This is a genomic window from Kitasatospora sp. NPDC058046 (assembly GCF_042885595.1).
GTDB lineage: Bacteria > Actinomycetota > Actinomycetes > Streptomycetales > Streptomycetaceae > Kitasatospora.
The window spans coordinates 306,703-320,604 of the sequence record NZ_JBHVRS010000006.1; the positions used below are offsets into that span (position 1 = coordinate 306,703).

A 13,902-nucleotide genomic window follows, 5' to 3' on the forward strand; every position below is an offset into this window, starting at 1 on the left:
GGCTCCCGGTGCGCCGGGTGGCCCGTACGGGGTGCCCGGAAAGGAGGGTGCGCCGGGCGGCCGGGATCGGCGCGCCCGGCGTCTTCACACCATTCGGTCCGCCCCGCTCGCCGACGACTGGTACACCCAGTGGAAGGACACCACGGCCGATCCCGACGCGCCGGTGAAAGAGACACGACCGAAACTGACCTGGTGTTCGGACCAGGACGTCCTCTGGCGGGGGTCCATCCGGACCCCCGAGATCATCCTCGCCGACGGGCTGCGACCACAGGGGGAGAAGACATCCGAGGACCAGCGCCAGTACAACTGGGTAAGCCCGAACGGCTCGGCCTGACGGCACTCCGTGGACACCGCGCTGCCCGGGGGACCGCGTTCGACGGTCCCCCGGGCAGCGCGGTGTCAGCGGCCCGTAAAGTTAGCTTAGGCACACCTAATATCGAGGGCGCTTCGCCCTCGGCGCGGGCGGCGGCGGTACGGACCTCACATCCCGGCGCGCGCGGCCCGCTCCGGTGTGCCTGCCGGAGAGCTGCGAGAACGGGAGTGGAGATGCTGGGTGGCGGTCGGGACGCCAGACGTCCGCACGGGGAGCTGGTCGCGGACGTGCTGGCGGTGCTGTGGGCGGCCGGGGAGCCGCTGACCGCCCAGCAGGTCAAGGAGACCCTGAACCAGGGGCTGGCCCGCACCACCGTGGCGACGATCCTCACCCGCCTGCACGAGAAGGGCACCCTGGTCCGCTCCCGCCCCGGGCGGTCCTTCGCCTACGCCCCCGTGGAGGACGCCGCCGGACTGGCCGCCGGGCGGATGCGCCGGGAGCTGGAGAAGGAGCCCCAGCGCGACCTGGTGCTGAAGCGGTTCGTCTCCTCGCTGTCCGAGGACGACGAGGACGTCCTGCGCCGCCTGCTCCTCGACACCCGCCCCGAGGCCGAGGCCACTGCTGGAGCCGCCGCCGAACCCGAGGACCGCGCATGAGCCTGGTCCTGGTGCTCGTCGCCCTGGCCCTGCTGGTCCCCTGGGCCGCGGTGCCGGCGGCCCGCCGCCTGGCCGTCCTGCTGCCGCCGCGCGAGGCCTCGTTCACCCTCGCCGGCGCGGCCGTCCTGCTGGCGGGCGGCACCGCCGCGGCCCTCGTCGGCCTGTTCCACGTCCCGTTCCTGGCGGGCCTGGAGCACCTGCCGCTGTCCCGCGTCCTCGCCCGGTGGCCCGCCGTGGTGCCGGTGTCCGGCACCGCCGGGGTGCTGCTGGCCGTCCAGGCCGTACGGCTGGGGCGGCGGTGGCGGAGGCAGCGCGCGCTCCTCGCCCGCGCCTGGGAGCTGACCGGCGGCGCGACCAGCGACGGCGACCTGCTCGTGGTGGCGGGCGAGGAAGCGGAGGCCTTCGCCCTGCCCGCCCACCGGGGGCGCCCCGGCCGGGTCGTCGTCTCGGCCGGCATGCTCCGCGCGCTGGGGCCGACGGAGCGGGCGGTGCTGCTCGCCCACGAGCGCGCCCACCTGAGGGGCCGCCACCATCTGCTCTCCGCCGCCGCGGACCTCGCCGCCGCCGTCCACCCGGCGCTGGGCCGGCTGCGGGCCGGCCTCGACTTCCACCTGGAGCGGTGGGCCGACGAGCAGGCCGCCCGCGCGGTCGCCGACCGGCGCACCGCCGCGACGGCCATCGCCCGGGCGGCCCTGGCCGGGTCGCCGTCCGTCCGCCACGCCACGGGCCCGCTGCTGTCGGTGAGCTCCGGTCCGGTGCCCCAGCGCGTCCAGGCGCTCCTGGGCCCCGCGCCCGCCCGGCCGACCGGGCACCGGGCACGGGCCGCCGTCGCCCTGCTCGCGGCCGTCGCGGTCGCGGCCCTGCTCGGCGTGGGCCTGGCCTACGGGCTGCACGAGTACGTCGAGTACGCGGCCCGGGCCCTGCTGGCGCACGGCACCGTTTGACGACATCGATGTAGACCAACTGTTCGGGCCCGGGTATGGTGAGCCTCGGCTTGCGTGCGCGGGCCGTGCCGCCGTCGTCCGTCGACGGTCAGCCGTCCGTCGGGGACCGTGTCCACCCGGTCCCGGGGCCCGGCGCTCCCGTGCGGATGCCACCCCTGTGGCCCCCGGCCCGAGAACACGGCGGCCTTCCCGGACGATTGGACCTGCTGTGTACGACGGGAGGACGGGGTCGACGAGCCCCTTCGAACAGACCGTCTACCTCCTGTCGACGGCCGGCCGGGCGGCCGACCACCTGCTGGCCGACCGCCTCGACTCGCGCGGGATGGGCCGCGCCCACCAGACGCTGCTGTCCGCGCTCGCCCAGCTGGGGCCGCACGGGCGCCACGACCTCGTCGAGCGCGCCGCCGCGACCGGGACCGACGCCGACCAGGCGCTGGACGACCTGCTGTCGGCGGGCCTGGTGCACTCCATGGTCGTCCACATCGGCGGACGGCAGGAAGTGCTGACGATCACCCCGGCCGGGCAGGCGGCGCTGGACGTGCTGCACGAGGACGCCTCCGCCGTCCAGGAGGACCTGCTCGCCCCGTTGACGAAGGGCCAGCGCGCCGAGCTCAACTCCCTGCTGCGGCGGGTGTGCGCGGCGGCCGGCCGCGGCGCGGGACGCCGTACGCCCGCGCGGCCGGGCCCCCGCTGGGTGCTGACCGGCGGACAGCGCCGGAGGTGGGTCGTCGAGCAGGACGCCGCCGCCGGTGCGGCCGCGCGCCCGGACAAGGCCGCGCCCGGCCGGTGAGCACGGCGCCGTGACCGGCGGGCTCCCGTAGCCGGTGCGGCGCCGGGTCAGCGCACGCTGCCCGCGGGCTGTTTGGTGACGGACGGTGCGGACAACGGTCCCCCGAGCGGCAGGACGTGGTCGGCGCGGCCGGTGACCAGGGGAAGGTCGTGGCTGACCAGGACCACCGCCAGGCCCCGGCCGGTGCGCAGGCCGTCGAGGAGGTCCATGAGCGCGGCGGCGGTGTCGGTGTCGAGGGCGGAGGTGACCTCGTCGCAGAGCAGCACGTCGGGTTCGGCGGCCAGGGCGCGGGCCAGGGAGACCCGCTGGCGCTGACCGCCGGAGAGCTCGTGGGGGTGGCGGGCCGCGTAGCGCGCGGGCAGGCCGACGGCGTCGAGCAGTTCGGCGACGCGCTCCTCGCACCGGGCGGCGGGCAGGGCGAAGTGCAGCTTCAGCGGCCGGGTGAGGGTGGCGCCGACGGTACGGGCGGGGTTGAGGGCGCCGAGGGGGTTCTGCGGGACGAGCTGGATGCGGCGGCGCTGGTCGCGGGTGCGGCGCCGGTAGGAGGCGGCCAGCGGCTGGTCGTGAAGCGTGAGGGTGCCGGTGTCGGGCGTGTGGAGTCCGGCTAGGGTGCGGACCAGGGTGGTCTTTCCGCAGCCTGACGGGCCGACGATTCCGGTGAGGGTGCCCGGGGTCAGGTCGAGGTCGACGTCCGCGAGGACGGTGCGCCGGGTGCGGCCGCTGCCCGTGTGGGCGCCGAGCGCCCGCACGCTCAGCACGGGGCCGCCGCCTTCCGTAGGCCTGGGCCCGCTCTCGGCCACCACCGCCGCCGGGCGGGCCGGCGCGGGCGGCGCGGGCGGCGAGGCCTGCGCGGGCCACAGGGCGAGGGCGTCGTCGGCGCAGCGGGCGACGAAGTCCGGGTCGTGGCTGGTGAAGGCGATCGCGATGCCGTCGCGCTCGGCGATGGCGCGCAGCAGCTCGGCGATGTCGTCGCGCAGGGCGGCGTCGAGGCCCGCGGTGGGTTCGTCGAGCAGGAGGATCTCCGGCCGCCGGGCGAGGGCGCGGGCGAGGGCGACCCGGCGCTGCTGGCCGCCGGACAGCCCCGCGGTGCGGCGGTGCTCGAGGCGCTCGTCAGCGGGCAGCCGGACGGTGCGCAGCAGCTCGGGTACGGAGGTGCGGCGGCGGTCGGCGGCGGTCTCGGTGACGAGGCGCTCGACGCGCATCCGCGGGTTGAGGCCGGAGCCCGGGTCCTGGCCGACGAAGGCGAGCCGGTGGCGGCGGAGGCGGCGCAGGTCCTCGGGCGGCAGGGCGAGGATGTCCTGGCCGAGGACGTCGACGCCGCCGGCGCTGACGCGGGCGCCGGGCGGGAGGGCGCCGACGAGGGCGCGCAGCAGGGTGGTCTTGCCGGCGCCGGAGGGTCCGGTGATGGCGTGGACCCGGCCCGGGACGAGGGCGAGGTCGGCGTCGGTGAGCAGGGGCGTGTCCCCGAGCATGACGGTCAGGCCGGTGGCGCGGGCGGCGGGGGCGGGGGCGCTCACAGCGGGGGTGCTCACAGCGGGGTCTCCGGGGTGGGCCGGGCGGGGGCGAGGGCTTCGGCGGCGAGGTTGACGCTGATGGCGAGCAGGCCGATGGCCAGGCAGGGCGCGCCGACGGCCCAGGGGTTGAGGGTGATGCCCGCGGCGTTCTCGCGGATCATCAGCGCCCAGTCGGCCTCGGGTGGCTGGGGGCCGAGCTGGAGGAACGCGGCGACGGAGACGATGTAGACGCCTTCGACGAAGCGCAGGCCGAACAGCGCCAGCAGGGTGGAGCGCAGGTTGGGCAGGACCTCGCGGAGCATCAGGTGCCCCAGCCGTTCGCCGCCCGCGGCCGCCGCCTCGATGTAGCCGGTGGCGGCGATGGGGGCGGCCGCGGCGGCGACGATGCGCACCGCGTACGGGATGCCCAGGAGGACGGCGGCGGCCGCGACGGCCAGGCGTCCCCCGGCGGGCCAGGCCAGGGCGATGAGCATGATGGCGAGGACGGAGGGCAGGAGGATCGTCAGGTCGGCGAGGCGTTCGATCCACCGGCCCAGCCGGGGCCGCAGGGCGGCGAGGATGCCGAGGGCGGTGGCGGCGGCGGTGACGACGAGGGCGATGGCCAGGGCGGTGGCGATCAGGGGCGCGCCGCCGGTCAGCAGGCGGCTGAGGACGTCGCGGCCGAGCTGGTCGCCGCCGAGCGGCGCGTCGGCGCCGGCCCCGGCGTACGGGAAGGTGACCGGGGTGTCGATCGGGTGGGGCGCCAGGAACGGCCCCACGAGGGCGAGGAGGACGAGGAGCAGCGCGGGGACGGCGCGGACGAGGGCGCGCGCCGTGCGCCGGGTGGCGGGCGCGGGGGCCGCTGCTGTCGGGGCGTCGGCGGTCATCGGCGCTCCTCTCCGAGGGCGGTGGTGCGGACGAGGTCGGCCAGCAGCAGGAGCAGGCTGATGGCGGCGCCGGCCGCGGCCACGACGCCGGCGATGAGCGGGGTGTCGCGGTCGGTGATGGCTCCGGCCAGGACGGCGCCGATGCCGGGGTAGTTGAAGAGGGTCTCGACGACGACGGTGCCGCCCAGCAGCATGCCGGCGGAGGTGGCGATGCCGACGGCGATGGCGGGCAGCGCGCCGGGGAGCATGTGGTGGCCGAGGACGCGCCGGCGCGGCAGGCCGTCGAGGACGGCGGCCTGGACGTGCGGCAGTGCGGCCTGGTCGGCGAGGGCGCCGCGCACGATGCGGGTGTTCCAGCCGATCTGGGGGACGGCCAGGGAGAGCAGCGGCAGGACGAGCATGGTCCAGGATTCGGGGGCGCCGTCGGGGCCGGTGAGGGTGACGGCGGGCAGCCAGCCGGTCCACTGGGAGAGCAGGAGCAGGAGGGCGACGGAGACGACGAACTCCGGCAGGGCGAACGCGGCGGTGGAGAGCGCGTCGACGGCCCGGTCGGTGCGCCCGCCGGGGCGCAGCGCGGCCCAACTGCCCAGGGCGAGGGCGCCGATGGTGCTCAGGGCGAGGGCCAGGGTGCCGAGCAGCAGGGTGTTGGGGAAGGGGCCGGCGAGGACGTCGGTGACGTGCTGGCCGCGCGCGGTGGTGCCGAGGTCGCCGGTGGGCAGGCCGGTCATCCAGTCCCAGAAGCGTTCCACGACCGGGCGGTCGAGTCCGAGGGCGGTGCGGCGGGCGGCGAGGTCGGCGGCGGTGACGCCGCGGTCGGAGGTCGCGCCGGCGGCGTCGCCGGGGAGGAGCTCGACGGCGGCGAAGACGCCGGCGAGCAGGACGACGAGCATGGCCAGGCGCCGGGCGGCCTGCCGGGCGACCCGGCCCGCACCGGGGAGGATGCGGGCCGGGACGCCGTGCGGCTGAAGGGTGGTCAACGGGACAGCCAGGTCTTCTCGAGCTGGACGCGGCCGTAGCCGGGGAGCTTGGGCAGGTCGCGCACGGCGGCGCCGGCGAGGTCGATGCCGTCGGCCATGCCCCACAGCAGGTAGCCGGACCTGGCGAACTCGATCTCCTGGAGCTGGTGCAGCAGCGTGCCGCGCGCGGCGGCGTCGGCGGTGCCCATGGCGGTGCGGTAGGCCTCGTCGAAGGCGGGGTCCTTGAAGCCGGACTCGTTCTGGCCGGCGTCGGAGAGCATCGTCTTGGCGGCGAAGAAGACGACCGAGTCGTTGGTGCCCCAGTACGTCGTGTAGAGCGTGCCCTTGAGCCAGGTGGCGTCCCAGAACACCTTGGAGTCCTGCTTGACGACGTTGATCTTCACGCCGGCCTCGCGGACCTGGGTGGCGAACAGGGTCGCGGACTCGGCCAGGCCGGAGATGTCCTCGGTGGTGATGAGGTCGTAGGTCCGGGAGGTGTCGAATCCGGCGTCCGCGAGGAGCTGCTTGGCCTTGGCGAGGTCGCGGGTGCGCTGGGGGATGTCCTTGGCGAGGGCGGGGTCGCCGGTGCCGAGGATGTCGTTGGCGACGCTGCCGTAGCCGGAGAGGACCTGCTTGACCATCGCGTCGCGGTCGACCGCCAGCTTCAGCGCCTCGCGCACCCGGGGGTCGGCGAAGGGGCCGTCGGCTGTGCGCATGACGATCGGCATCGCCATGTCGTTGGGGCGGCGCAGGATCCGGACGTCCTTGCGGGCCTCGGCGGTGCGGGCGGCGACGGCGCCGACGTTGGAGGCGACGTCGATCTGCCCGGCGAGCAGGGCGTTCGCCATGGCCTGGGGGCTCTCGAAGAGGCGGACCTCGACGGCGTCGAGGAGGACCTTGCCGCCGTACCACTGGTCGTTGCGCACCAGGCGGGCGTTGCCGTCGCGGTACCAGTCGAGCTTGAACGGGCCGGTGCCGGGGGCGCCGGCGATCGCGTCGTCCTTGGTGTCCTTCTTGAGGACGAAGGTGGTGAGGCGGGTCTGCAGCGGCAGGTCCGCGTTGGGGTAGTCGGAGACCAGGACGACGGTCTTCGGGTCCTCGGCCCTGATGCCCTCGGGCTGGATGCCGGGCAGGCGGCTCTTGCCGGCCGGGGTGTCGCGCAGGCGCCGCAACGACCAGACGACGTCGTCGGCGGTGACGGGGGTGCCGTCGTGGAAGACGGCGCCGTCGGCGATCGTGAAGCGCCAGGTCGTCAGGTCCTCCGACGGCTTCCAGGAGGCGGCCAGGCGCGGGACGGTGTTGGCGGTGTCCCCGGGTATCGCGAGGGTGTCGTAGAGCAGACTGATGATCAGGTAGTCGCTCTCGTTGGCCTGGGTGCCGTGCGGGTCACGGGTGATCGCCGAGGCCTTGCCGAGGGCGCCGACCTTCAGTGTTCCCCCGGCGCGGGGCTGTGCGGACGCCGTACCGGCCGGTGCGGCGTCCTTGGATCCGCCCGTGCCGCTGCCGCAGGCGGCCAGCGCACCGGCCGCCCCGATACCGGCACCGGCCCACAGCAGCTGTCGTCGGGTGACGCGCACGTTCGTTCCTCGATTCGGATTGCGCTCGATTTGCTTAGGCTTACCTACCCTAAGTTCGAGGCCGCCCGCAAGCCGCCCGGCGGAGCGCACCCTCGTTCCGGCCGTGCGCCCCTCGCTCCCAAAACGCCTCGTGAGCGGCAGAATTGACCCTGAGCGGCCTGTGCGCCGCCGCCGGAAGCCGAGACTACGTAAATGTAGACATCTGATTTGGGTAAGGCTTGCCTTACTTCGAAGTCGTTGTTACGTTCATGTCGTCCGGCCGTTCGAGCCGCCCCGGACCCACGCCCCACGCGCTGCTCCCGCCCGTCCCACACCGGTGCGGTGATGCCGCGTGCTCGCACGCCCTCTCCCGTCCCGCCCCCGGAAGGTCCCGCCGTGCCCACCTGCCCTGCCCCGGTACGCCGCCTCGACACCGCCACCGCCCAGGAACTGACCGACACCGCCGCCGAGTTGCTGGCCCGCCACGGCTCCGCCACCAGCCCCGACCTGCTGGCCGACCTGCCCGCGACCCGCACCCGGCTCAGCGCGGAACTCCGGCACGCGCTGCGCCCGGTGGACACCGCCGACGGCCTGTTCGTGCTGCGCGGCCTGCGCCCCGACGACACCGAACTCGGCCCCACGCCCGGCCACTGGTCGACCGTCGGCGACGCCGGCGCGCTGTGGGACGTGACGCTGCTGCTGGTCTCCGCCCTGATGGGCACCCCGATCGCCTGGGACGGCCAGCAGGACGGCCGGTTCGTGCACAACATCGTGCCCTCGCCCGGGCACGAGAGCGAGCAGACCGGCGCCTCCAGCTCCGTCCTGCTCACCCCGCACACCGAGGACGCCTTCCACCCCGGCCGCGCCCACCTGCTGCTGCTCTGCTGCATGCGCAACCACGACCGGATCGCCACCACCGCGGCCGGCGTACGGCTGACCGCGCTCGCCCAGGCCGACCTGGACCGGCTGAAGCGCCCCGTCGCGCCGATCCTGCCCGACGACGCCTACGAGCAGGCCCAGCAGTTCCCCGGCCGGCCCGCCCCGGTGCCCACCCTCTTCGACTCCCCCGACGGCCTGACCATGCGCTACGACCCCGCCTACACCCCGCTGGAGGGGACGGACGAGGCCTGGCGCGGCGCCTACGAGCGCCTGGGCGAGGAGCTGGCCCGGGTGTCCGTCGCGGTGAGCCTGGAGCCGGGCGACGTCCTGGTCGTCGACAACGACCTCGTCGTCCACGGCCGCGTCCCCTTCCGGGCCCGCTACGACGGCACCGACCGCTGGCTCAAGCGCGCCTCCGTCCGGGTCGAGGAGCGCCCCACCCGCCCGCTCGCCGAGCACGACGAGCACGGCTACGGCCAGGCCGCCCTCACCGCCTGGGCCTCCTGACCGCCCGCTCTCCCCCTGCTTTTCCAGACGCCGCCTCACCGAACCGAAAGGGCACCCGCGTGGACCGGGACGACACCACCCTGCGCGTACTCTCCACCAGCGACCTCGCCGGCCTGGACATCACCCTGGCCGACGTCGTCGACACCGTCGAACAGGCCTACCGCACCCTGGCCGCCGGCCGGTCCGACAACCCCCGCAAGCTCACCGTCCGGCCCGCCGACGGCCACTCCGTCTCCTACGCCATGCTCGGCCGCGACGGGGTGCGCAACGTCGTCGCGTTCAAGACCTCGTACAAGCACGGCCTGGACAAGGGCCGCGACGAGCAGCACTACTACACGACGCTGACCGTCTACGACGACGTCACCGGCCTGCCGGTCGCCATGATGGACTGCTCCCGCATCGGCTCGCTGCGCACCCCGGCCGTCTCCGCCCTGCTGGCCCGCGAGTGCGCCTCCCCCGACGCCGCCACCGCGCTGGTGATCGGCACCGGCACCCAGGGCCGCCTCGCGCTGCCGTTCCTGCTCACCACGCTGCCCGGACTGAAGCGCCTGCTGCTCTCCGGCACCCACCCCGACGGCATCGCCGCCGTCCGCCAGGAGCTGGAGCGCCACTTCCCCGGCCGCGAGCTGGAGTTGGTCACCGACCTCGAAGCGGCCGCCCGGGACGCGGACGTCATCGTCGCCACCGCCGGCGGCCACACCCCCGCCGCCGTCGAGGCCGACTGGCTGAAGCCCGGCGCGACCGCGATCCTCGTCGGCCACGGCCTCGCCCCGTCCACGCTGCACCGCGCGGACCGGGTGATCGCCACCAGCGAGGCCCAGATGCGCGTCACCGGCACCGACATGGCCGACGCCGACGGCACCCTGCCCGCCGTCGACCTGGAACTGCCCGCCGCCGTCTCCGGCGCCTCCAAGGCCCGTACCGCGCCCGACCAGCGGATCTTCGCCTACAACAGCGGCCTGGTCGTCACCGACATCGCGCTCGGCCACCGCTTCGCCCAACTCGCCGCCGACCAGGGCCTGGGCACCGAGGTGGACCTGTGGCGCTGACCCTGCCCGCCCACCCCGACCCCCTCGCCGAGCGCCTCCACGCGAGCGGCCTGCTCCACGAACTCGCCCACGGCCTCGGCGGAGGGTTCCACTACCTGCTGCCCGAGCGCTTCGACGCCAACCTCGCCGCGTTCCGCGCCGTCCTCGCCGACACCGGCGTGGACGGGCGGGTCTACTACGCCAAGAAGGCCAACAAGGCCGCCGCGTTCGTCGAACGCTGCGCCGCCACCGGGGCCGGGGTCGACGTCGCCTCGCTCGGCGAGCTGCGCGAGGCGCTCGGCCACGGCGTGCGCGGCGAGGACCTCGTCGTCACCGGCCCCGCCAAGTCCGAGGCCCTGCTGCGCATCGCGGCCCTCCAGGGCGCGCTGATCGCCGTCGACGCCCTCGACGAACTGGAGCGCGTCCTGCACCTGGACGTCCCCCGGCCCGTCCGCCTCCTGCTGCGCCGTCACCCGCCGGCCCAGCCCCGCAGCCGCTTCGGCCTCGACGACGACCAGCTGGACGCCGCGCTGTCGCGCTGCGCCGCGGCCGGTGAGCGGGTCCGGATGGAGGGCTTCAGCTTCCACCTGTCCGGCTACGAGGTGCGGCCGCGCACCGACCTCGCGGGCGAACTCGTCGACCTGTGCCTCAAGGCCCGGACGATGGGCCTGCCCGCGGACCGGATCAGCATCGGCGGCGGCTTCGCCGTCGATTACGTGCCCGCCGACGCCTGGGAGCTGTTCCTCGCCGAGCAGGAGCCCGGGCACTACCACGGCGGCCGGACGTTCAGCACGGGCGACTTCTACCCCTACCACTCCCCCGTCGCCGGGGCCGACGCGCTGCGCTCGATCCTCACTGCCCGCCCGGGCGGGCAGGGGCCCGACCTGGCCGAGCGGCTGCGGGAGGCCGGCGTGACGCTGCTGCTGGAACCCGGACGCGCGCTGCTCGACCGGGCCGGCTCCTCCGTCTTCGTCGTCCAGGGCGTCAAGGACCGGGCCGGATACGGCATCGTCACCGTCGACGGCACCAGCCTGAGCCTGTCCGAGCAGTGGTTCAACAGCGAGTACCTGCCCGAGCCCGTACTCCTGCCCCGCTCTCCCGGCCAGGCGGCCGAGGAGTACCGGGCGTGCGTCGGCGGCGCCAGCTGTCTCGACTCCGACCTCCTGACCTGGCGCAAGATCCCCTTCCCCGCCCGGCCCCGGGTCGGCGACCTCCTCGTCTACCCCAACACCGCCGGCTACCAGATGGACTCCAACGAGTCCCCCTTCCACGACCTCCCCCTGCCGGCCAAGGTCGTCGTCCAGCACGAGGACGGCCGACCGCGCTGGCGCCTCGACCGCCGCCCCGCCCTCTGATCCCTCTGATCCGACGCCGCCCACCGCGCTCACCAGGAAGCCCCCCGCCATGACCGACGCCCTGCACCGCCCCCCGGTGGTCACCCGGATCTCCGACCTCATCGGCTACACCCCGCTGTTCGAACTCGCCCGCGCCGACAACGGCGCCCGCCTGCTCCTCAAACTGGAGATGTTCAACCCCACCGGCAGCGCCAAGATCCGCATGGCCCGGCAGATGGTCCTCGACGCCGAGGAGCGCGGACAGCTGCGCGAGGGCGGCCACATCATCGAGTCCACCTCCGGCAACACCGGCCTCGGGCTGGCCGTGGTCGCCGCCGAACGCGGCTACCGCTTCACCGCCGTCGTCGACAACCACGCCGCCGCCGACAAGCTGCGCGGCATGAAGGCGATGGGCACCGAGCTGGTGTACGTCGACGCGGACACCGACGGCGAGGAGCTGCACACCGCCGCCCGAGAGGAGCTCGCCGAGGAGATGGCCCGCGGCAAGGACAACACCTTCTTCACCGAGCAGCACAACAACCCCAGCAACGCGGTCGGTTACCACGCGGTCGGCCGGGAGATCGCCCAGGCCCTGGACAACCGGGTCGACGTGCTGGTCGGCGCCGTCGGCACCGGCGGCGGGCTGTGCGGCACCGCCCGCGAGCTCAAGGCGTACGTGCCGGACGTGACGGTCGTCGGCGTCGAGCCGAAGGGCTCCATCGCCTTCGGCCCTCCCGCCCACGACTACTACCAGTCCGGCACCGGCACTCCCGAGGGCGCCACCATCGGCCTGCTCGTCGACTACGACCTCATCGACGAGGGCGTCAAGGTCGGCGACGTCGAGGCCTTCGCCACCGCCCGCGTCGTCGCCCGGCGCACCGGGCTGCTCATCGGCGGCTCCGCCGGCGGCGTCGTCCATGACGCCCTGGCCCGCCTGACGACCCTGCCGCCGGACGCCGTTATGGTCGCGTTCATCAACGACGGCGGGGAGAAGTACCTGGACACCGTCTTCAACGACGACTGGATGACGGCCCGCGACCTCCTCGACGAGGCCGTCGAGACCGACATCGACGAATCCCTCGCCAAACTCCGCAGGCCCTGACACCTCCAGAGACGTGACACCCACCATGCAGCAGCTGACCACCCTGGCGCGCGACAGCCGCGCGCTCGCCGCCCTCGCCGTACCGCTCGCCCTCACCCAGCTCGCCCAGGTCGCCCTCACCACCACCGACACGATCATGATGGGCGTCCTGGGCACCGAGGCCCTCGCGGCCGGCGGCCTCGCCCTGGTGATCTTCAACCAGCTCCGCACCATGGGCGTCGGGCTGGTCACCTCCGTCGGCAACCAGGTGGCGGCCGCGGCGGCCCGGGCCGAGCGCGCCGAATCCGCTGACGCTACCGCCGACGCCGCCGACCAGGAAGTCCGGGGCCTGGTGCGGGCCGCGATGGCCGTCGCCACCCTCGCCGGACTGGCCGGCGCCGTCCTGATGGTCCTCATCGGCCAGGCCGCCACCTGGCTCGGCCAGGACGCGGAGGTCGCCCACCGCGCCCAGGGCATGCTCGCCGCCCTCGCCCCCGGCCTCGTACCCTGCCTCTGGTTCCAGGCGATCCGCCAGTTCACCGTCGGCATGCGCCGCCCCCAGGCGCTGCTGCGGATCACCCTCGCCTCCGTCGCCGTCAACGCCGCCCTCAACTGGGCCTTCATCCACGGCACCTGGGGCCTGCCCCGGCTCGGCCTCACCGGCATCGGCGTCGCCACCAGCAGCGTCTACCTGCTGTCCTTCCTCGCCCTATACGCCTCCGCCCGCCGCGACGACCGGCTGGCACCGCTGCTGAGCCTGGACTTCTGGCGCGCCGACGCCGCGACCGTCCGCCGCCTGCTCGGCCTCGGCACGCCGATCGCCGCCACCTACGGCTCCGAGGCCGGGTTCTTCTCCGTCACCGCGCTGCTCGCCGGCAGCTTCGGCCCCGCCGCGCTCGCCGCCCACACCGCCGTCAACCAGCTGATCTACATCGTCTTCCAGGTCGCCGTCGGCCTCTCGCACGCCGCGTCCATCAACGTCAGCCGCGAACTCGCCCTCGGCGAGTACGCCGCCGCCCGCCGCATCAAGAACACCGCGCTCGCCTGCGGCGCCGTGGTGATGACGGTCGTCGGCACCCTCTACCTCGCGCTCCCGGACCTCGTCCTGCGCCCCTACTTCGACCCCAACGCACCCACCGACCAGCAGGGCCTGGAGATCGCCACCGGCCTGCTCGTCGTCGTCGCCGTCCTGCAGTTCTTCGACTGCGCCCAGAACATCGGCGTCGGCCTGCTGCGCGGCCTCGACGACACCAGGAGCGGCTTCCGCATCACCCTCGTCGGCTACTGGGCCGTCGGCCTGCCCGCCTCCTGGCTCCTCGCCTACCCCCTCGGCGGCGAGACCCGCGGCCTCTGGTTCGGCCTGCTGATCGGCCTCGCCACCACCGCGGTCCTCCTGCTGCGCCGCTACGACCGTGCCCTCACCGCCAGGGCCGCCGCGGCACCCGACGCCGTCGCCGCCGGAGCCTGACAGCCCGTCG

At 74.8% G+C, this 13,902-nt stretch carries 13 protein-coding genes; 9 read left to right on the plus strand and 4 right to left on the minus strand.

Features of this window, described 5'->3' with window-relative positions:
- The first annotated feature begins 31 nt into the window (after positions 1-31).
- The 4 genes from ACFVU7_RS15785 (at position 32) to ACFVU7_RS15800 (ending at position 2,703) form a co-directional block, all read left to right on the plus strand.
- Positions 32-334: a hypothetical protein gene (locus ACFVU7_RS15785; protein ID WP_387825057.1), complete on the plus strand. Its 303-nt coding sequence runs from the start codon at positions 32-34 to the stop codon at positions 332-334.
- A gap of 212 nt (positions 335-546) precedes the next feature.
- A complete protein-coding gene (locus tag ACFVU7_RS15790) occupies positions 547-969 on the plus strand; it encodes a BlaI/MecI/CopY family transcriptional regulator (protein WP_380744587.1) in 423 nt (140 codons plus the stop codon).
- Entirely contained in the window at positions 966-1,913 is a 948-nt protein-coding gene (locus ACFVU7_RS15795; RefSeq protein ID WP_388045448.1) for a M48 family metalloprotease, read from the plus strand. Before ACFVU7_RS15790 ends, ACFVU7_RS15795 begins: the two co-directional genes overlap by 4 nt.
- A 208-nt stretch (positions 1,914-2,121) precedes the next feature.
- A complete protein-coding gene (locus ACFVU7_RS15800; protein ID WP_388045450.1) occupies positions 2,122-2,703 on the plus strand; it encodes a MarR family winged helix-turn-helix transcriptional regulator in 582 nt (193 codons plus the stop codon).
- 47 nt (positions 2,704-2,750) lie between these two features.
- Here the strand turns inward: ACFVU7_RS15800 and ACFVU7_RS15805 are convergent, their stop codons facing one another.
- Genes ACFVU7_RS15805 through ACFVU7_RS15820 form a run of 4 tightly spaced genes read right to left on the minus strand, consistent with a single transcriptional unit; the run spans position 2,751 to position 7,616 of the window.
- Positions 2,751-4,235, minus strand: a complete 1,485-nt coding sequence (locus ACFVU7_RS15805) for an ABC transporter ATP-binding protein (protein ID WP_388045452.1) — start codon at positions 4,233-4,235, stop codon at positions 2,751-2,753.
- A complete protein-coding gene (locus tag ACFVU7_RS15810; protein ID WP_117486043.1) occupies positions 4,232-5,083 on the minus strand; it encodes an ABC transporter permease in 852 nt (283 codons plus the stop codon). The genes ACFVU7_RS15805 and ACFVU7_RS15810 overlap by 4 nt, the downstream gene beginning before the upstream one ends.
- Positions 5,080-6,060, minus strand: a complete 981-nt coding sequence (locus ACFVU7_RS15815; protein WP_369808294.1) for an ABC transporter permease — start codon at positions 6,058-6,060, stop codon at positions 5,080-5,082. The genes ACFVU7_RS15810 and ACFVU7_RS15815 overlap by 4 nt, the downstream gene beginning before the upstream one ends.
- The gene (locus tag ACFVU7_RS15820; protein ID WP_388045454.1) at positions 6,057-7,616 is read right to left on the minus strand and encodes an ABC transporter substrate-binding protein; all 1,560 of its coding nucleotides are present in this window, start codon (positions 7,614-7,616) and stop codon (positions 6,057-6,059) included. The genes ACFVU7_RS15815 and ACFVU7_RS15820 overlap by 4 nt, the downstream gene beginning before the upstream one ends.
- Before the next feature lie 375 nt (positions 7,617-7,991).
- Between ACFVU7_RS15820 and ACFVU7_RS15825 the strand changes: the two genes are divergently transcribed.
- From ACFVU7_RS15825 to ACFVU7_RS15845, 5 genes are read left to right on the plus strand one after another with little or no spacing between them, the layout of a single operon-like run.
- Entirely contained in the window at positions 7,992-8,981 is a 990-nt protein-coding gene (locus ACFVU7_RS15825) for a TauD/TfdA family dioxygenase (protein ID WP_388045456.1), read from the plus strand.
- A 59-nt stretch (positions 8,982-9,040) separates the two neighbouring features.
- On the plus strand, positions 9,041-10,030 hold the full coding sequence (locus tag ACFVU7_RS15830) for an ornithine cyclodeaminase family protein (RefSeq protein WP_388045458.1): 990 nt from the start codon (positions 9,041-9,043) through the stop codon (positions 10,028-10,030).
- Complete coding sequence (locus tag ACFVU7_RS15835; protein WP_388045460.1) at positions 10,021-11,364, plus strand: Y4yA family PLP-dependent enzyme; 1,344 nt, start codon at positions 10,021-10,023, stop codon at positions 11,362-11,364. The genes ACFVU7_RS15830 and ACFVU7_RS15835 overlap by 10 nt, the downstream gene beginning before the upstream one ends.
- A gap of 49 nt (positions 11,365-11,413) precedes the next feature.
- Complete coding sequence (locus ACFVU7_RS15840) at positions 11,414-12,445, plus strand: cysteine synthase family protein (RefSeq protein WP_388045462.1); 1,032 nt, start codon at positions 11,414-11,416, stop codon at positions 12,443-12,445.
- A gap of 25 nt (positions 12,446-12,470) precedes the next feature.
- Positions 12,471-13,892, plus strand: a complete 1,422-nt coding sequence (locus ACFVU7_RS15845) for an MATE family efflux transporter (RefSeq protein WP_388045584.1) — start codon at positions 12,471-12,473, stop codon at positions 13,890-13,892.
- Positions 13,893-13,902 lie beyond the last annotated feature (10 nt).